Origin of the sequence: Fibrobacter sp. UWB3 (genome assembly GCF_002210405.1) — a bacterium.
Classification (GTDB): Bacteria; Fibrobacterota; Fibrobacteria; order Fibrobacterales; family Fibrobacteraceae; genus Fibrobacter.
The window spans coordinates 75,345-94,329 of the sequence record NZ_MWQJ01000008.1 but is presented as its reverse complement, the minus strand read 5'-3'; the positions used below and the strand labels follow the sequence as shown (position 1 = coordinate 94,329).

Annotated in this window: 18 protein-coding genes; 9 read left to right on the top strand and 9 right to left on the bottom strand. The window is 46.7% G+C overall.

Annotation, left to right across the window (positions count from 1 at the left end; translation table 11 throughout):
* Nucleotides 1-62 precede the first annotated feature (62 nt).
* Nucleotides 63-1,094, top strand: a complete 1,032-nt coding sequence (locus B7991_RS10170) for a DUF4434 domain-containing protein (protein WP_217898057.1) — start codon at nt 63-65, stop codon at nt 1,092-1,094.
* Nucleotides 1,095-1,126: 32 nt separating this feature from the next.
* Nucleotides 1,127-1,684: a flavin reductase family protein gene (locus B7991_RS10165; RefSeq protein ID WP_088630728.1), complete on the top strand. Its 558-nt coding sequence runs from the start codon at nt 1,127-1,129 to the stop codon at nt 1,682-1,684.
* Nucleotides 1,685-1,755: 71 nt separating this feature from the next.
* On the opposite strand, the gene B7991_RS15000 is transcribed toward B7991_RS10165, so the two are convergent.
* From B7991_RS15000 to B7991_RS10135, 6 genes are all read right to left on the bottom strand, one after another.
* Entirely contained in the window at nt 1,756-2,100 is a 345-nt protein-coding gene (locus B7991_RS15000) for a hypothetical protein (protein WP_088630727.1), read from the bottom strand.
* 459 nt (nt 2,101-2,559) lie between these two features.
* A complete protein-coding gene (locus B7991_RS10155) occupies nt 2,560-4,059 on the bottom strand; it encodes a hypothetical protein (protein ID WP_088630726.1) in 1,500 nt (499 codons plus the stop codon).
* Nucleotides 4,060-4,172: 113 nt separating this feature from the next.
* Nucleotides 4,173-4,823, bottom strand: a complete 651-nt coding sequence (locus tag B7991_RS10150) for an HAD family phosphatase (protein ID WP_088630725.1) — start codon at nt 4,821-4,823, stop codon at nt 4,173-4,175.
* A 33-nt stretch (nt 4,824-4,856) separates the two neighbouring features.
* The gene (locus B7991_RS10145; protein WP_088630724.1) at nt 4,857-5,513 is read right to left on the bottom strand and encodes a DUF975 family protein; all 657 of its coding nucleotides are present in this window, start codon (nt 5,511-5,513) and stop codon (nt 4,857-4,859) included.
* 29 nt (nt 5,514-5,542) lie between these two features.
* Complete coding sequence (locus B7991_RS10140) at nt 5,543-6,310, bottom strand: EI24 domain-containing protein (RefSeq protein WP_088630723.1); 768 nt, start codon at nt 6,308-6,310, stop codon at nt 5,543-5,545.
* A gap of 81 nt (nt 6,311-6,391) precedes the next feature.
* The gene (locus tag B7991_RS10135; protein ID WP_088630722.1) at nt 6,392-7,381 is read right to left on the bottom strand and encodes a glycoside hydrolase family 11 protein; all 990 of its coding nucleotides are present in this window, start codon (nt 7,379-7,381) and stop codon (nt 6,392-6,394) included.
* A 333-nt stretch (nt 7,382-7,714) separates the two neighbouring features.
* Here B7991_RS10135 and B7991_RS10130 point away from each other — a divergent pair, with 333 nt between their 5' ends.
* Nucleotides 7,715-10,105 carry a Tex family protein gene (locus B7991_RS10130; RefSeq protein ID WP_088630721.1) on the top strand — a complete coding sequence of 797 codons (2,391 nt, stop codon included), beginning with the start codon at nt 7,715-7,717 and terminating at the stop codon, nt 10,103-10,105.
* A gap of 271 nt (nt 10,106-10,376) precedes the next feature.
* Here the strand turns inward: B7991_RS10130 and B7991_RS10125 are convergent, their stop codons facing one another.
* Nucleotides 10,377-10,574, bottom strand: coding sequence for a ferredoxin (locus B7991_RS10125; protein ID WP_014546849.1), 198 nt, complete (start codon nt 10,572-10,574; stop codon nt 10,377-10,379).
* Between the two features lie 106 nt (nt 10,575-10,680).
* Here B7991_RS10125 and B7991_RS10120 point away from each other — a divergent pair, with 106 nt between their 5' ends.
* The 5 genes from B7991_RS10120 (at nt 10,681) to B7991_RS10100 (ending at nt 15,931) form a co-directional block, all read left to right on the top strand.
* Nucleotides 10,681-11,424: a hypothetical protein gene (locus B7991_RS10120; protein WP_088630720.1), complete on the top strand. Its 744-nt coding sequence runs from the start codon at nt 10,681-10,683 to the stop codon at nt 11,422-11,424.
* Nucleotides 11,425-11,513: 89 nt separating this feature from the next.
* Complete coding sequence (gene argB, locus B7991_RS10115) at nt 11,514-12,305, top strand: acetylglutamate kinase (RefSeq protein ID WP_014546850.1); 792 nt, start codon at nt 11,514-11,516, stop codon at nt 12,303-12,305.
* Nucleotides 12,286-13,497, top strand: a complete 1,212-nt coding sequence (locus B7991_RS10110; protein WP_088630719.1) for an aspartate aminotransferase family protein — start codon at nt 12,286-12,288, stop codon at nt 13,495-13,497. Before argB ends, B7991_RS10110 begins: the two co-directional genes overlap by 20 nt.
* 19 nt (nt 13,498-13,516) lie before the next feature.
* Nucleotides 13,517-15,121: a hypothetical protein gene (locus B7991_RS10105; RefSeq protein WP_217898056.1), complete on the top strand. Its 1,605-nt coding sequence runs from the start codon at nt 13,517-13,519 to the stop codon at nt 15,119-15,121.
* A 105-nt stretch (nt 15,122-15,226) separates the two neighbouring features.
* Nucleotides 15,227-15,931 (top strand): toxin-antitoxin system YwqK family antitoxin, encoded by a 705-nt coding sequence (locus tag B7991_RS10100; protein WP_141099866.1) that lies wholly within the window; start codon nt 15,227-15,229, stop codon nt 15,929-15,931.
* Between the two features lie 6 nt (nt 15,932-15,937).
* On the opposite strand, the gene B7991_RS10095 is transcribed toward B7991_RS10100, so the two are convergent.
* A complete protein-coding gene (locus B7991_RS10095; RefSeq protein WP_088630716.1) occupies nt 15,938-17,074 on the bottom strand; it encodes a GGDEF domain-containing protein in 1,137 nt (378 codons plus the stop codon).
* A 136-nt stretch (nt 17,075-17,210) separates the two neighbouring features.
* Between B7991_RS10095 and B7991_RS10090 the strand changes: the two genes are divergently transcribed.
* The gene (locus B7991_RS10090; protein WP_088630715.1) at nt 17,211-18,047 is read left to right on the top strand and encodes a site-specific integrase; all 837 of its coding nucleotides are present in this window, start codon (nt 17,211-17,213) and stop codon (nt 18,045-18,047) included.
* Between the two features lie 86 nt (nt 18,048-18,133).
* On the opposite strand, the gene B7991_RS10085 is transcribed toward B7991_RS10090, so the two are convergent.
* Nucleotides 18,134-18,976 carry a hypothetical protein gene (locus B7991_RS10085; RefSeq protein ID WP_088630714.1) on the bottom strand — a complete coding sequence of 281 codons (843 nt, stop codon included), beginning with the start codon at nt 18,974-18,976 and terminating at the stop codon, nt 18,134-18,136.
* Nucleotides 18,977-18,985: the final 9 nt, after the last annotated feature.

Genomic DNA, 18,985 nt, shown 5'->3' with positions numbered 1-18,985 from the left:
GTATGTCTAGATTGTGTCATATTTTGCACTATGCTTCTGTCACATTTTTGTGCTGTATTTCTTTGTTTACAAATAACGGTGCTTATGCGGCGGGGCTTAATGGTGTATTTGATGCGGGTTGGACGACGGCGTACCAGTCACAGGATTCCTTGACTCTCATGCACCAGCGTTTGCAATCACTCGGAATGGAATATGTCGTATTGCAATATGCTGCAGTTGAAGCGACGCATTTGTATTACCCATCGCAACTTGATTTTTTGCAGAATACGCAGTACAAGAACAATCAGCTTTTTCCGAAGAGTATTGAGGCTGCGAAAATTGCAGGAACCAAAATTTGGCTTGGACTTTATTACAATGGTGAAGATTGGTTTTTACCTCCGACGGTTACACAACTTGATACTTTGTGTGCGAGAAACGTTCGCATTTTAAATGAACTTTATGAATTGTATGGACGTGAGAATGTAATTGATGGAGTGTATATCCCGCAAGAAATTGCGCGCTATTATTGGGATGGACTCCGCGAAAATGCAACTGCAGAATCGCTAGTGACTCATTTTTTGAAACCAATTGTGGATGCTGCGAAGGCGATTGGTTGGAAGGTTATGACGGCTCCATTCTACAATCAGAATTTGGAATCTCCCGAAAAATTGCAATTGTTTTTCGAGAAACTTTTTGCTGCGGGTTTCAAGCCTGATGTGATTGCTGTTCAAGATGGTATTGGGACAAGTGATGCAGGGAAGGCTCATGCAGATATTGCAACAGTCGGAAAATACGAACGTGTGGTGGCCCAAGCTTGTGCAAAATATGGAATTGAATTTTGGGTCGATGCGGAATTGTTCCGCACGGATGATTCTAAAGCACTTGCGGATAGTGCGCGAATTTCGGCGCAACTGGATACAGCGCGTGCTTCGGGTGCTGTGAATGTCATCGGTTATGATTTGGCTGTTCTTGGGAACGCTGGGCTAGATTCGCTAGAAAAGTGGAAATCGCAGACTGTCGGGCTTAAGATGGCGCGCAAACCCAACAAGAATTCGCGAAAACTATTGAAGTTTTACAAGCTGAACGGCGCAAGAGTCTATCTTGACCGTCGTTAAAATTTTATAATTCAAGAAAAAAAGGAGCGTCTATGCGCAAAAATCTCGGAGTAAAAACTTATCTGTACCCGCAGCCGACTTTGGTCATCGCCACTTATAACGAAGATGGCTCTGCAAATGCCATGGTGGCTGCCTGGGGCTCAATCAGCGACAACAACCAGGTTGCAATTTACGTGGCCAAGACTCACAAGACCATCCCGAACATTCTTGCTCGCAAATCTTTTACCGTGAGCATGGCAACGGCTGACCACATCAAGGCGATTGACTATTTGGGCATTACCAGTGGTAACCGAGTTGCTGACAAATTTGCGAAGGCCGGTTTTACATCTGTCAAGAGCGAAAATGTCGATGCACCGCTTATTGCTGAATTGCCGCTTGCGCTCGAATGCAAGCTCGTGAGCTATGACGAGGACTCTGAACTTTTGCTCGGCGAAATCGTGAACGTCACTGCCGACGAATCCGTGCTCGATCAAGACGGAAAGCTCTCCGTCGAGAAACTTGCTCCAGTTTGCTACGATTCCGCAGGCCACGGCTACTATGTGATGGAACGCCGCGTTGGGAACGCCTTCAGCGATGGGAAGAGCATTTAGGAGTTGCTTTAGAACTAATGCAAAAAAGGTGGCTTAATGGCCTCCTTTTCTCTTGATAATAATTGCGCTTTTTAGTACAAGTACCATTCCCATTTGAGGGTGCATTGCTTGTTTTCTTCATCAGATTCGTACCTGACTTCGTCATCTTTTAAATATCCGACATGATAATAACCGTAGCCATAGCCTGATGAATAATCATCGTTTATTAAAAGGTCGGCGTCAGTGATCGTTGGATAGATGAAGATTGAGTCTGTGTATATAGGAACTGTTGTTGTGAAATCGATGCGTCCTTCCCATTCTCCTGTGTCCTGTTTTTCTAGTAGATTTTTTGTCATTACAGAATCTCTAGTACCGTCATTTTTTCGAAATTGAATTTTGAAAGAAATGCGAGGATCTGCATCTGCATAGTTTTTCATGCTTAGCGTGTTGTCCCAATCTGGCGTTTCTTGCTTGAAATAAGTCAGCGTGAGTTTCAGATTTTTGCTTTGGGTAAGGTATGATTTTTTTGTATTAGAGGATGTCTTTGATGAGCTTGAGTAATAGTAGTTTATGGTGCTGGATGAAGAATATTTTCTTGAAGAACTTGAATATGTGTGGCTAGACGAGCTCTTTGCAGATGACGAACTCTTTACGGAAGAAGAACTTTTTGCTGTGTTGCACTGGTAGCCGAAATTGGAGCAGCACCAGGATGCTGAATTGTTGCTTGTCCCATAATAGCAAGCTTCTTTTTGTCGTTGTATTTCTTGTTCGCGTTGTTTTTCTTTTTCACTAATGTCATTGTTTGCGGCCGACATGGGGCTTTCGTCACCGCAGGCTACAAAAAGAAATGATGCGATGAAAAGTAGAAGAAATTTATGTGTCATTTTATAATCCTTTTAGAATGCGAAATCTATCTTGATTCGCCAACTGTCGCTGCCATTTAGATAGCTTTGTTCGGCATCTGTTCCGAATGGCCCTTCGTAAATACGGAAGTTTCCAGCGAACAATTGAAACTCAAGTGAAAAATGGCGCGTTATTTCGATACCAAAGCCCAAAAGGTTGATAAATTCCCATTCGGAAAAAGATGCAAAATCATTATATACATTTTCAGAATCAAATTGACGTATTAGGAAAATTGGCTTGCGGATATGGAAATTGGCACTGAGGAAAAGTGATACTTGGGAAGTGCCCAATGGAATAATACCAAAACGGAAACCTAGCGGAATTTCTGCCATTATTGTACTGAAATCAACGAAGCCGCAGTACCATCCGTGATGGAATTCTGCGTTTAATCCGTAATTAAATGAAACAATCCGGTTAAAATAAATTCTGTGGAAAAAACCAAGGTTTGCCCCAAATTCGAAATAGCCGTCGAGATCTTGTAGCGGTTTCCCATAGAAAGCGCTGGTTGTAAGGCTTGCAAATGCAAGTGATATTCCAAAGAACGAATTTTTGACTTTGTCTGTTTTGGTTTCCTTATTAGTGGAGCTTGGACTGTCTTCTTGGAAAGCTATGCTTTTTTGTGAATATGATGCCCAGACATCTTCTTTTTCGTTTTCTGTTGTGGGTTTAGATGTTTCTTGGAATTGGGTGGGTTGTTCTTCTGCAATATTTTCTTTGACTGTAGTGGCTGATTCCTGCTTTTTTTCTTTGACAATTTCTTTTGCTTTTTGAATGTCTAAGGCAGCCATTTCACTGTTGGCGAAAACGACGGTGAGTGTACATGCGGAATCGTTGATACTGTGTTCCTGAATTTGCTTGGCGAGTACGCTTGCATTTTCGATGCGCTGCAGTTTACGTTCGAATTCTGCGACACTGTCGGCCTTGGCTTGTTCTGCAAGTTGCTTCTTGTTGATAGCGTAATCGATGCACTTGCAGGATTGTTCGATTTTCTTGCAAAATTTGTCTTTAAATTTCGGCTGCTTTGCTTTCAGCATTTTGTCTGTGACAGGGCAATCTCCGCAAAAGCCGGAGCATTCTTCTGTCATTGGCGGCAAAGGCTCAATGCGAGACATTTCAGGTTGAGTGTTGTTGAACTTGGTCTCGTAAAGGTTTTGTTTTGTTTCATTAGAAACGGGCGATGGACCTTGCTTGATTTCTTTGAATAGTCCGCTTTCAAAAGAAATATTGCGGGCGCAGACTGTTTCATCGCATGTTTGCAGCAATTCGTCAGAAAGTCTGTTTATGCTTTCTGCAAATGTGGCGTCTTTGCTTGCTTGGGCTGCGCTGATGCTGTCGAGGAGTGCTGCGCAGTGGCACCGTTTATCGACTTTTTTGCAGGTCTGGTCTTTTTTGTTTTGACAGGGGGTGCAAAGTTCGATGCACATGTTTTGTGCAAAAAGCGAAACCGTTAATAAAAGAACTAACGCGAAAATCGCTTGAAAGATTTTTCTCATTTTAACTCCTTGATGGCGAGGCTGCTATACAGAATTCAAGGTGCTCAAAGCTCAAGAATTTGGTTGCAAAAACTCGCAATGTAGCGTAAAAATAAGAAAATGTTTACATTTATTCAAGGTGCTTGCGAAAAAAGCTTTTCCACCCAGTCTACGTCTGCCGTTACGGTAAGCGTCTGTAATCCGCAGGCGGCTGCGGCGGCCGTGTTGACGGGACTATCGTCAAGGAATATTGTTTCGGCGGGGGAGGCTCCGAGCTCGCGAATGGCGGTTTTGAAAATCTCGGGGTCGGGCTTTTGCAAATGGAGCTCCTGACTCAAGAAAATCTTGTCGAAGAAGTCTTCGAGCTTGTTGCCGTTCGCATTGAACCAGTTTTGGCAACAGCATTCCCAATGCAGTTCGTTTGTATTGCTCAAAAGCGAAACGCTGGCAACGCCTTCCATTTTGCGCAGTTTGCGGAGTGCTTGTAATTTGCGGTCGGCAACGCTCAAGCAAATGGAATTCCAGGCGTCTTCGATATCGTGTGGCGTTGTTGGGCCCGCGGCGCATCTTGTGTTAGAACTTGCGGCGCACTTGCTTGCGATTTGCTGGCAGAACTCAGCGCTCGTGATGAACCCGAGCTGGTAATCTTCCATTAGCTTGTAAGCAGAACCGCCCGGCTCAAGTTCGGTGGGCGGCAAGCCGAGTGCGACAAATCGTTCGTAAGCGTTTTTCATGCGGATGTCCAAAAGAACTCCGCCTAAATCAAAAATGTAATTCTTGAGCATGTCGCAAAAATAGAAAACAAAACTTGCTTTCTATTATGCGTTCGTTACAACTTCCGGAGAGTCTTCGTACTTGGCTTTCAATTGCAGATAGAATTCGCAGAAAGCGGTTGTAATGTATGGGCAAGCCCACAGGAACCCGATGCCACAAGTTACAATTCCCAAGAGGATCCAGGGGATGAATCGCAAGCAGAGTACGAACAGTTCCATGCGGTGGCCGTACATCATGTCGCTACTTTTGCGCAAAATCTCGAGGTGCGAATATTCAGGATGATCTAAAATGATAAAGTAAACCAGAGAGTAAGAAAAAGCCTTCATGACGCCAGGAATGATGAAGAGTAATGCCCATAAACAGATGAACAATAATGCTAAAATCTGGGTACATATGAGATTGAAATAAAATCCCCAACCGCTAGTGAAGCCAACGATCAATCGCTTGAGTGGAGTTTCTTTGTTGCGTGCGAGATTCAGAAAATAAGCGTAAAGGCCGATGTCTAGGCCAAGGGCGAATGGTGTTTCTATAATATTCCAGACGCTTTTGCCGGTGGAGTCTTTTTCGAAGAATGTTGAAGGAATGTCGATTACTATAGAAATGAGTAAAAATACGAGGATGGCGACTGCTGCTTGGCTCCATTTTCCGCTGAGTTTTTCCCATGCAGTTTCTTTGATTTTTGCAGTATCTAAAGCGTCCATATTTTCTCCTTGTTTTTCTTTAATATAGTTTATTTCTCTTTGAACTCTAATTGCGATAGCGTGGCGGCAACTGTCGAAACGCCTCCGATAAATGCGGCAATGAACGAACCGCAGATGAGATAAAGCGGTAACGAGTACACTGCACCGTTTGCAAATGCGACGAACTTTAATTTATGGGTTTCCTTGCGGCTGTCTTTTGGCGATAAACGCCAACGCTCGTAAGTGTAGTCCATGAATCCAAAGCCAAAGTAATACGCGTTGATGATGAAAATTAGGACAAGCGAAGCGACACTCCCTGCAACTGGGATAAAGTTCAGCAAAAGACAAAGTGCGGTCAATATGAGCTGCTTGGCTGTGTTGCGGATGGCGATGCGGAGGGCTCGCCAAACGTCGCGGAAAGTTTGCTTCATGTCAAACGGGAATTCTTTCCCGGTGAGGATTGTTTCGGTCTTTTCGGAGAGGAACGTGTAAATGGGCGACATCAAAATGTTGACAATCGTTCCGCCAATGAAAACGAACAGCGCAAAGAAAATGATGGGGAGGATAATCTTGATGGCGACCATGCCGGCGTGAATCCAGCCGTTCATGTTTTCGGTGCTGCGCTCGATGATGCCGTTGATCCAGTCGCTAATGCCGACGCCCAAGAAAATGAACGCGACCACGACGATGATGTTCAAAATGGCGGGGATGAGCAAATATCTTGTGAGCTTGTTTGCACGGATGAGTCGGATTGCCGTGATGTAAGAAGCGAATCCGGTCTTGATTTGCTTTGCGAGAGATATGTTTTGTTGTTCCATTGTTTTAAATATAAGAAAGCCTGCGGCTAGGTGTAACCGCAAGCTTGATGGATTAGAGTGTGGTTTGTTATGAAAAAGAACTTATTTTACGGAAACGCTCTTCATTGCAGAGCCGAGCTTTACCATATAAACGCCTGCGCTACGGAACTTGTTCTTGATGGCGCTCTGGATATCGCTTGTGGCATTTATGTTTCCGAGGAATTTGCCCTGCATATCGAAAACCTGTGCGCTAGTGATTGTGTTTGTTTTCGGTGCAAATTGGGGAAGGGCCGTGGAGCTTGCTTCGCCTGTGTAGACCTTGGCGTAGGCAAAATCGATTGTGCCGGAGGCGTTCCCGTTTTCGGGGTATTGGCCCGCTTCGCCGAGAACCTTTGCTTCGTACATGGAATTGCCGAGTTCAAGGCCTAGGCTCTTCCAACCGTCAAAGTGGGCTGTAATGTCGATTGTTCCGCAAGAACGCTTGCTTTTGCGCACGCTGAAGTACTGCGTGAAGGGCGTGTTGTCGCCTTCGATGGAACCGCGTTGGACTTTGTCGACGTAGACTTCGTATGTGGCGCCGTCAACGGTGATTGTGCCACGCAAGCCGCATTCGTCACAGTTTGCAGTAGATTTGCCAATCCAGTTCGGGCGATACGGGCTCCAGGTGTCAACGATGTACCATTCGATGAGCGGGTCCTGCGACCAGCCGTAAACACCGATGTACGAGTAAGTCACGTTGGAATAGCTTTTGAAAGACGGGTCGGTCAGCTTGAAGTCGGCGTAAAGGTGTCCGAGGTCAGTGTACTTGAGCCCGCTATTCATGCCGTAGCGGATGCCTTCGCGGCAGAGGTAATCGTTCACGTTGTTGAATTCGCAGGAGAATGAGCCGTCGGTGTAGAACGTGGCGGAGTTGTCGCCGATGTCGGCCCAGAGTTCGTAACTATAGTTACCGATATCGTTAATATCGTTGGAGGTGACGACCGTGCTTTCGCCGCTGTGGGTTGCTGTGTTGCAAAAATCCTGGGAATATGCTTCTGTGGCAAATGCAATGGCAAGACTAAAAACGAAAAATCTTGAATTGAGCTTTTTCATAAAACATCCCTTTTTTATACTCCAAAGGTAACTTTTAATGGGGTGGTTGGGATACCATTGGTGAACTAAAAATTTAAAAGTGTTGCAGGTGTTTTGATGCGTCACGGCCGCTTTTCTGCTGTTTCCTGACGGCTTTTTTGAGCCTTGCCCCCATGTGTCGAAAATTTGACACTTTCTTTTGCTATATTCACTAGACCCCCGAACGGGGTGTCTGGCAGCGGTGGTTGCCAGGCTTGTGTCACCGAGGGCCGTGCGGGCTGTGCTATCCAATGAGGGGTGTATGGCTCGGTGGACCCCAAATCCGGAAACGGAATCTACAAGTAGGAATCTCAAATGGATTTTTCTGCGATTATTGCCGAAGAGCTGAATCTTGAAGTGTGGCGCGTTAGTAAGGCGCTCGAACTTATGGACCAGGGGGGCACGATCCCCTTTATCGCCCGTTACCGCAAGGACCAAACGGGTACTTTGAACGAAATTGAACTCCGCGACATCAGCCACCGTCGCGACTACCTCCAGGAACTTGTGGACCGCAAGGAAACGATCCTCAAGAGCATCGAGGAACAGGGCAAGCTCACGCCGGAACTCAAGGCTCAGATCGAAGCTTGCAAGGACAAGACTCTTCTCGAAGATATTTACGCTCCGTTCAAGCCGAAGAAGCGTACTCGCGCAACGATTGCAAAGGAACTAGGTCTGGAACCGCTCGCCCGCCTGATGTGGGCTCAGGAAAATACCGGAAACACGGCAGAAGAAATTGCACGCATTTATTTGTCCGAAGAAAAGGGCCTTGCCGACCCGCGTGCCGCCCTCAAGGGTGCAGCAGACATCCTCGCCGAAGAAGTTGCAGACAACGCCGAATACCGCCAGTACCTCCGCAACAAGGTCGAAAAGACAGGCGTCATGGTTTCCAAGGTCAAAAAGGATTTCGAAAAGCAAGAAACCAAGTTCAAGGACTACTACGACTTTAGCGAACCGGTCTCCAAGATCCCGAGCCACCGTATGCTCGCTCTCCGCCGTGGCGAAAAGGAAAAGGTGCTTCGCCTCTCCATCGAAGTCCCGAACGAAGAAATGGTCGGTTACCTCCAGAATCAGGTTATCAAGCACGACTCTGTCTGGAAGCCGTACCTCGAAGATATGTGCAAGGACGCTTGGGAACGCTTGCTCCAGCCGAGCATGGAAAGCGAAGTGCGCCTCCTCCTCAAGGACGCCGCCGAAGAAGAAGCTTTCAAGGTGTTCTCCAAGAACCTCCAGGACGTTTTGCTCGCCGCTCCGGCAGGCCACAAGGCTGTGCTCGCCCTCGACCCGGGTTTCCGTACGGGTTGCAAGGTCGCTGTGCTCGACAAGAACGGCAAGTTCATGGATCACGGCATCATCAAGCCGCATGAACCGTGGAACGACAAGGCCGGTGCCGCAGTTTATTTGATGAGCCTCATCGACAAGTATCAGATTGACCTCATCGCTATCGGTAACGGTACGGCTAGCCGCGAAACGGACGCTTTCTGTGGCGAAATGGCTCTCAAGTTCAAGGGCAAGGTTCCGCCGCGCGTTATCGTCTCCGAAGCTGGTGCATCTGTCTATAGCGCAAGCATGATTGCTATCGCCGAATTCCCGAAGGAAGACGTGACGACCCGTGGCGCTATTTCTATTGGCCGCCGCTTGCAGGACCCGCTCGCTGAACTTGTGAAGGTCGATCCGCAGTCTATTGGCGTGGGTCAGTACCAGCACGACGTGAACCAGCGCGAACTCAAGAAGCGCTTGGACGAAGTCGTGGAAAGCTGCGTGAACATGGTCGGTGTTGACGTGAATAGCGCTTCTGCTCCGCTTCTTTCTCACGTGGCAGGCCTCAGCAACACGCTCTCTGAAGCTATTGTGAAGTACCGTGAAGAAAATGGCGCTTATGCAAGCCGAGAAGACTTGAAGAAGGTGAAGGGCTTTGGCCCGAAGGCTTTCGAACAGGCTGCAGGCTTTATGCGTATTCCAGGTGCTGAAAACCCGCTCGACGATTCCGCTGTGCATCCTGAAAACTACGCCCTCGTCGAAAAGATGGCTGAAAAGGTCGGCGTTCCGGTCAAGGAAATGGTCGGCAATGCAGACGCTGTGAAGGGCATCAAGCTCGACGAATTCCTCTCCGACGAAGTCGGTCGTGCTACTTTGGAAGATATCCTCAAGGAACTCCAGAAACCGAGCCGTGACCCGCGTAAGGAATTCCGTTATGCTAAGTTCGATGACCGCATCAAGACCATCAACGACCTCGTGACGGGTAGCTGGATGGAAGGTGTGGTGACGAACGTCGCTAACTTTGGTGCATTCGTGGACATTGGCGTGCATCAGGACGGTCTCGTTCACATTTCTGAAATCAGCGACAAGTATGTGACGGACGCTAAGGACGTGCTTACGGTCGGTGACGTGGTGAAGGTTCGCGTGGTTGCAGTCGATGCTAACCAGAAGCGCATCAGCCTTTCCATGAAGCAGGAACAGACGGACGGTGTTGCCGGTGCTGGCGTGAGCGGTCCTCGCGGTCAGCGCGTGGGTGGCCCGCGTGGTAACTTTGGTCATCGCGACGGTGGTGCTCGCCCGCAGGGTGGCATCCAGGGTCATGCAACGATTGCCGACCTCAAGAACAAGATTGCCGGTAAGGAACGCCCGGGCTTTGCTCAGAAGAAGCCGCAGGCCGCCCAGCCCGCCAAGCTCAACGCCTTGCTGAAGTCCATGAAAAAGGGCTTCTAGCCGAGAGTCGCGCTTTACACTGTCATGCCGGACTCCGTTCTCTTTGACTACTTGCAGCTTTGCTGCTTAGTAGTCATGATCCGCGAATGGGGACGGCATCGCCTTTTTAACGGGAAAGGTGACCCCGGAATGAATCCGGGGTGACAAATGCGAAAACAAACAAAAACAGCACTCGATAGAATCGAGTGCTGTTTTTGTGTTCAATCTTACAAGATAAGCAAAGCTTCGTACCATCGCGGGGTTCCGCGATAACTTTGCCTAAATGCTCGAATTACGAGAACTTGATCACGCCAGCCGGGCAGCTGTCAGCAGCGTCCTTGATTTCGTTTTCGTATGCGCTGAAGTCAACGCCTTCCTTAACGACCATCTTTTCCGGAACGGAGAAGACTGCATCGCAAGTTGCTTCGCAAGCGCCGCAGGAGACGCATTCGTCGCTAGATTCATCGAGCCAAACTTTCGTAATTGCCATAAAATACCTCTTATTTTGGTTAGGTTTTCCCAAAAGATATAAAAAAATTACGCTTGAAGAGTGAAAAAGTGAAAGAAAAGAGGGATTGTTTGTATTTTTTACCCAAATGCGTAAGCTTGTTTGCCTTATAATCCTTATTTGCTCGTTCTCGTTTGCGGAAACGGTTCCTGTTGCGGGTGCAAATGTGGAGGGCGCGCCTGTTGATTTGGAGGGCGTGCCTGTTGATTTGGAGGGCGTGCATGCAGAAACGACAAGTGAAGATTCGACGCGCTCGGTTGGAATTTTTGAACTTTACAGCCACGAAATAAGGACGTCAAAGTACTTGTTTTCTTTTGGCATGGATGTGACGGCTTGGACGAATCATGCCGATTATCTAGTTGGGGTGTGGTTTGGTCAACGCATTGCAGATGGCTTGTATCTAAACTCGATGCTTTGGGGGTTGCATTTTCTTTCTGACGAGACTGATTCTTGCTCGAGAACCGGAGCTACTGCCGCTTTTCATTCCTTGTTTTTCTTGACATCTTCTGTTTCTGCAATTATAACCTATTCCGATAAGATGCTTCGTGTTTGGAGTGTTGTGGCTGCATTGCTGAACCCTACGTTGGAATTTTTCATTTGGCGCAAATACGTTCCTATTTCGATTGGAGTTGGCTACAATACAGACTGGTTTGCCTTTAGTCCGGAGCAAAGGTTTTATTTGCGAGCCCATGCCGATTTGAACGTAAATATCACTTGGGCGAGGTTTTCTGCCTCATATTCGTATTCATTCTTTGATACCTACGATTTGAAAAAAGGTTCCAAAAGGATTTACCTCAAAATCATCTTCGGTCCCGAGGGCCTTGGTTCTTAATTTTTTTCTACATTTGCGGTAAATTTTTCGGGCTAATCCGGGCAATGGTGCTCGCTTTTCGCCTGAGAATTATGAGGACATCGTAAGCGATGAAAAAAGTGGTTGTAAAAATTGGTGGCAGCTTGGCAATCGACGAAGCCAAGTTGGCCGATTTTGTGGCGGCAGTCAGCAAGCTTCCGGCTATGGGCTGCCAAGTGGCCGTGGTGCACGGCGGTGGCAAGGACATCAACGAAAACATCTCCTTGCTCCGAGAACAACCCACCTTTATCGACGGTCTCCGAGTCACGACGCCTTCTATCATGAAAATGGTCGAAATGACGCTCTCGGGACATGTCAACAAGAAACTCGTGCGAATGCTCCTCGAAAACAATTGCAACGCTGTCGGCCTCAGTGGCGTCGATGGCAAGTTGTTTGAAGTGGTCAAGAAGCAGGGCAAGGTGGATCTTGGCCTCGTGGGCGAAGTCAAGAAGGTCAATCCGCAGATTGTGGAAACGCTTTGGTCTGCTGGCTTTGTCCCGGTCGTAAGCCCGATTTCTATCGGTCCTGACGAAAACGGCAAGGCTGTGAGCTGGAACGTGAATGCCGATACTGCCGCAAGCGAACTGGCTGTGGCACTCCACGCTGACCAGTTCGTGCTGGTGAGCGATGTCCCGGGCGTGATGGACGATACCAAGACAGTCATTCCGGAACTCACGGAAGATGCAAGCGAAGCCCTCATTGCTTCTGGCGTCATCAACGGCGGCATGATCCCGAAGGTCCGCGAAAGCTTCAAGAGCATTGAGCGCGGCCTCAAGAGCATTCACATTGTCGGCTGGAAGGATGCCGACCACTTTGTAAAACAAATTAATGGAGAACTGAACTATGGCACAATCCTTGGCTAATTCCGTTTTTGAAGAAGACAAGCAGTTTATCGCCCCGCTTTATGGCAAGGCCAATATTGAATTTGTCCGTGGCGAAGGTTCTTACTTGTTCGACAAGAACGGCAAGAAGTATCTTGACTTTGTCGCTGGCATCGCCGTGAACGCTCTCGGTCACCAGAATGCTGCTATCAAGAAGGCTGTCGAAGAACAGATGGACAGCTTCTTCCACATTTCGAACCTTTATCCGAACTTCCCGCAGGTGAACCTCGCTAAGGCTCTCCTCGCTGCAACGGGTTTCGACAAGGCATTCTTCTGCAACTCCGGTACCGAAGCTAACGAAGGCTGCATCAAGTTTGCACGTAAGTATTTCGATCGCAAGGGCGAAAAGAACCGCCAGAAGATCGTAACGTTCATCAACAGCTTCCACGGTCGTACGTTTGCAGCCCTTTCTGCAACGGGTCAGCCGGCCATCCGCGAAGGCTTTGGCTCCATGCCGGGTGACTTTGTTCACGTTCCTTGGAACGATGTGGCTGCCCTCAAGGCCGAAGTCAACAATGACACTTGCGCCATCATGCTCGAATCTCTCGCTGCCGAAGGTGGCGTGATGACCGTTTCCGAAGAAATGGTCGCTGCAATCAACAGTTTGAAGAAAGAATTCGGCTGCCTTGTGATTGTCGACGAAGTCCAGGCAGGTATGGGCCGTCTCGGCACATTCCTTGGCCTCCAGAAGCATGGCATTGATGCTGACCTCGTGTCGCTTGCCAAGGCTCTTGGCGGCGGTCTCCCGCTCGGTGCAGTGCTCCTCCGCCAGAAGGTCGCTGACCAGCTCAAGGCAGGCGATCATGGCACGACGTTTGGCGGTAACCCGGTTGCTTGCGCAGTGGGTCTCGCTGTCGTGAACCAGATTGCAAAGCCGGAATTCCTCGCCAATGTCGAAGCTCGCTCCGCTCAGCTCAAGGCTGGTCTCGAAGCGATTGCTGCTAAGTTCCCGGCAGTGAAGGGCGTGCGTGGTGAAGGCCTTATTCTCGGCCTCGCTCTCGACGAATCGCTCCCGGTCGGCAACGTGATTGCTGCCGCCCGCGACGAAGGTATGATGGTTCTCAGCGCTAAGGGCAACGTGCTCCGTTTGCTCCCGCCGCTGAACGTCTCCGCTGCCGAATGCGACGAAGCGCTTGCAAAGCTTGAAAAGGCTTTTGCAAAGGTCGCGAAGTAAGCTTGTCATGCCGGACTCCATGTCATCCCGGATTTATTCCGGGACGGCATCACCTTTTTCAAAGAAAATAAGCCTATGGACAAACTCCATAGGCTATTTTTTTTCCATCGGCGCGTTAATTTATGTAGTTTATACTACGATGAAGCTGTCTCCGAAATTCAAAAGCGCTTTTGCCGCAATCCTTTTTGCCGTCCTTTTAGTTTCCTGTTCAAAAACGAACGAGGATCCTGTTGCCCGCTCAAAATCAAATGAATTTCCCGTTGCTGCAAAGAACTATTATGTTACGAATGCTTTTCGTTTAGCTTTGCCTAAAGGGTATTCCGTGGACAGTTTTCCTGATTATGAGTTTTATCACATTAGAACTCCTTTAGGGGATACGCTCATGACTTTTACCCCATCGTGGTTTTGGCATGATTGGTATCCGGTAAAGTTTTCGCATCCTGAAAACCCGAATGAATTTAGTGAGATCGGAAGACATGATGCCGTAAGGGTTATTGATGGCGTAAAAACCAAAGTTCGCTCTGTTTATATTTGGTCTGAACGGAGCTGTTTGAAGAAAAGTGGCTCATGGTGTTTCCCTGTATCAATAGAATTCATTTATTATCCCGATCAAGTAGATACCGCAATTTGCGAAAACATAATCCGTTCTGCAAAAATCCACAGCTATAACAAAAATTATTTGTGCAGCATTTATACGCCTGATAATGATTCTTTGGGAGGCGTAACAATGTCTAAGTTGCGCAACTTGCATATAAAGGATATTCAAACGATAGTAAAAGATATCGAACTTTTGCCTACTGTGTCAGCGGACCAAGACTTCTTTGAAAAAAACGGAAAATACCTGTTTCTTGCCGATTGCTTTATGGGTGATGAATACAAAGGCTCATTTCACATCGACGAATCTTGTGAAATCGGATGGAATGGAAAATATGCTGAAAAAACAGATGTCGTTGATTTGTTAATGGCTATGGAAGATAAACCGTTTAAAGAAAGACTTTTGAAAAAATGTCAGATGGAACAGCCTCCAAGACCGCCTCATAATTGTTCGAAACTATACAAATTAAATATTCATTACAGTAAAAACGATGTTCCGCAAGCGTTTGATTTTACTTATCATTCGCGTTCAAAATATCTAGAAGACGAATTTGTGATTTCTCCAATCCAGGCTGCAATTGATTATGATGGATTTGTTCAATTGAGGGTTGATGGCAAAATTAGCGAGTTCCCCATTTCTTATGTGAATCCCGGCGAAGAAAAGAAGCTAGATGAATCGAAAATAAAGAATGTGAAATCGCTTTTGGGAAAAACCGAAACTACGACTGTCAATAATTTGTGGGGAACTGGGAGCTTGTTTACGAGAAGCAATTTTTTCAAAGGGAAATGGCAGGAAATGCGCATTTTGACGCCTCTTTTAAGTGATTTCCAAGGAATGCATGTTTCAGGTTACGCTTGTTCTGATTGGCAACCGTTGCGCGAAGTTACGGAACCCCAATGCAAAGGGCAAACGGCGAAACCCAAAGTCGTAAAATCAAAAACGCCGGAACAATTGCCTGCGGATAGCCTTATGAAACGCATTGAAGGCGATATTGATGCTATACTTGATTGTGCTGAAGAGGAATTTTAAGCAATGAAAAATTTACTTCTTTTTTTATTTTGTGCTTGCTCGCTTTCGACCGCATGCGAAGACGGCCTTTGGCTGAGTGCTGTTGATTTGAATAAAGATTCGACGATGGCAAAGCTTTTTGCTGCAATTGACGATTCTCTGTACGAGAAAATGAAAAAGACGGAATGGAATGAACTTAACGGATGCATGTGTGAACCGGGCGGAATTTTTGTGCAATCTAGGCATACGGATTTAATGGAGCGGGGCTGGCATTTTAATTATTGTTCAACCCCTGATTCTGTTGTGCGCTATGAGGATGAGACATATAATTCAAAGGATCTGATTGTTCAAACGAATTCAGTTCTGTTTGATCAAATCCAATCGTTGAAAAAACTCGTTAAAGAAAAAGGTTGCAAGCCAGATTCCGTCTATGAATTTTCAGAGAGTGAACTGACGGCCGAAAATGCCCAAAAGGGAATTTATGTTTCAAAACTTCCAATTCCCCGCGAAGATATTCGCGTTCCGAAAAAGGTTCGTCTCCTTAAAGTTTATTTCCCCGATGGAAAGCTGTTCCGCGAAATCCAGTTTTCACAAGGAGTCAGAAACGGCTATGACAAGCGCTATTTCCCGACGGGGAAAAAGTATATCGTTAATCAATACAAGAACGGCTTGATGGACGGGAATCAGATTCAGTATTGTCCTTCTGGCAAAAAGGATTTTGAAGTTAAATTTAAAAGCGGAAAACATGTCGGGATTATGAAAAACGATTCGGAAAAAGATGGCTCTGTTTCCTCAAAAGAAATTGACGAGTTGACTGAATTTGGATGGTAATCACGCTTACTCCGTTCGTCCTTCCCGTGACGCCTTCTTTTGCTGGTACATCTGCTTATCGGCGGCGGCAATGACTTCGTCTTCGGTTTGTATGCCCGTTGTGCGGACTGCAAAGCCGTAGGCCGCGCTTTCCGTAATTCCCTGAACCTGAGTTTGCCTAGACTCCTCAACGAAACGGTTCAAGAAAGCTTCGCATTTGGTGCGGTTGAACTTGGGGATAATCACCAAAAATTCATCCCCTCCGGTGCGGATGGCTTCGGCGTTTTCGGGGAGAATCTTCTTTAGAATCTCGGCAAAGTTTCGTATGTATTCATCACCCTTGCTGTGTCCGTAGTTGTCGTTAATTTCCTTGAGGTGGTTTAGGTCAAACATCACGTAACTGCATGGGAGCTTGCGCTTCACATCGTCGGGGTGCATCACAAGGTAGTTTCTGTTGAAAAGTCCCGTCATGGCGTCGTTGAAACTCAGCTTTTCGAACATTTTATGCGATGTGTTTTCGCTGACCTGAACACCGACAAAAAGGCAGACAATTACGAAGACCACGCTGACGATATCCACGCGGATCCCTTCGACAAACGGAGCTGCCGAGCCTGCAATAAAGGGCAGAATAAAGTAGATGATAAAGAAGGTAAAAGTCCGTAGTCCAAACTGCTTGCGGTAATAAATGATGATTCCCGTCATGAGAATGCCCCAAACGCCTGTGGCAAGCCAAGAAACGATTGTCTCGTTTGAAGTCCAGTCGCGGGTAATGTCGCCTGTAGAGATGTCTACGCCGACGTTCAGCAAAAAGTCAAGGACGCAAAGCGCATAAATGGTATAGCGCATGATTTTACGTAGTTCGCATTTCCTGTTTTCGAGGAATGCAAATACGTACTGCGAAAAGTAGTAGATGCATAGGGCGCTTGAAACAAAGCTGACTAAATCGACAATGGTATAAACTGGGGTCGAAAGTTCACCGTCGCAAAAGTGGATGATGGTGTACGTGATAATCACGCCGTGGTAGGCGATTATCATGCCTGTAAAGTTGTACTGAAGCCTGTCGTTACGCCAATGCCCGACCCAGAGGAGAACCAAAATGAGGAACAATATGGAAAGGCTGAACAAGTCTATACAGATGTTTACCGCCTGGATAATATCGTTCATGGCTCCCTCCATTAAAAAATGTGTAATAAATCGCTAGTATAAATATAATCTATGAATATGGGATGTTTTAAACAGAAGTCGAAATAATTGAAAAACGTGATTAAATTCAGCCTTCATTTAAACTATTGGAGGCTTTATGCGTTTTTTGGACTGTGCGCTAGACTATTTAAAGAAGGATGCCGATGAACTCGCGCCTTTGACGGTACGCACGTATTATTGGAATTTAAAGAAAATAGCGCTTTTTGAGCCGGGGCTCGAATGCAAAGATGTGACTTCCGAGACGGTGCGGAATTACAAGCGCTACTTGGAAACGCTCCACAATAAAGAAGCGACTGTGGTCAAGGCGCTTTCGGTGTTCCGTATTTTTTGCAACAAGATGAAGGCTGATGGAGTGATTCTGGGTGACCCATTTGAAAATGTGAAAGTGGGGCGGGCTTACTCGCGTCGTGGATTTTTGACGTTGCGTGAACTGAAACAACTTTATTTGAATTACATGGATTCGCGTTATGCTTTGACGCGGGCAGAAGATGACGTGATGCGCGTGTTCCTGTTCAGCTGTTTTACGGGGCTCCGTTACGGGGACTTGCGTACGCTTGATGCCTCGGAAATTTTCGACTGGAAAATCCGTAAGCAAATGCATAAGACGGGCGAGGCTGTGTACATCCCGATTCCTGTGCAGGCGCGGCTGTTGCTCCCGAACCCGCTAACTTCTGGGTGTGTGTTCCATGTGGTGGACAATTCGACATTCAATCGCACGCTCCGCAAAGCCGCTAAAAAGCTTGGGCATTACAAGCATATCCATTGCCACTTGGCTCGACATACCTTTGCTACAACTTGCATCACGATTGGAATCCCGCTCCCGGCAACGAGCAAGCTCCTTGGCCATCGCAACCTAGACACAACGCTTATTTATGCAAAATATGTCGATACGTTTTTGGACAAAGAAATGAAAAAGTTTGACCGACTGAAATAACATGTCTTCGGCTTTGTGGTCATAAAAATTGTACAAAAAAAACGGCCTGCAAAACTGTGGGCCGCTCCTGAAATTTAGAGATGCATCTAGGCCAGGTCTGCGTTTTGATTTTCTACATCGCGCTGGGCAATGAGTTCTTCAGCCTTGTGGTTTACTTCATTGTTGTAAAGCAATGTGTGCAATTCGCGTTCGTTGTTCATTGCTGCCTTTATGAGTTTTAAATTGCAGATGATGAAGATGATCCATGAAATGGCCCCAAGAAGCAAATAGGTCACTTCATTGTTGTTGTAGAAACTCACGAAATTACAGATGGGCATGATGATGTTGATGGCGAGGTATCCATTCAGCATTTTGCTTGGGATGGGCTTTGCGTTGCCGCTTAGAATCGTTAACGTCTTGTTTTGACTTTTAAGCAAGTCTTTGAATATAAAATAATTCACAACAGGAATGAAATAGCATAAAATGGCTCCCCATGGCGCAAAGAAGGTCTCTGTGAACGAGCCCTGTGTTTTTTGAGCGTGGTAAATCCATACCCAGTTTTTCCAAGTGTACACGCACGTGGGTATTGCTATAAAGAGCAAAAAACCGATCAGGATAAAACCTGCCAGAAAGAATTCATTGGACAGGGGAATGTTGATTTTTTGGCCTTCAATCCCGGCATTGATGGGTTCAAAAGTTTTTATTTCTACAAGGAGTAAAAGGATGTTCAAGACAATCGTAAATTTTGTCCACGATATGACGCTCTTTCCACGATAGAGGTTGTCTAGCAGAGATTTTTCAAGTTTGGGGTCTACAAGTTTTTCAGGAGAATCCTTGTAAGAGTCGCAATAGAGTTCTGTCGGCGTGGGTTCGCAATCTTTAGGCGCATCGCACCACAGACATTTCGGCATATCGTCTTCGTATTCTCTTCCGCATTTTTTGCAAATCATAATAACCTC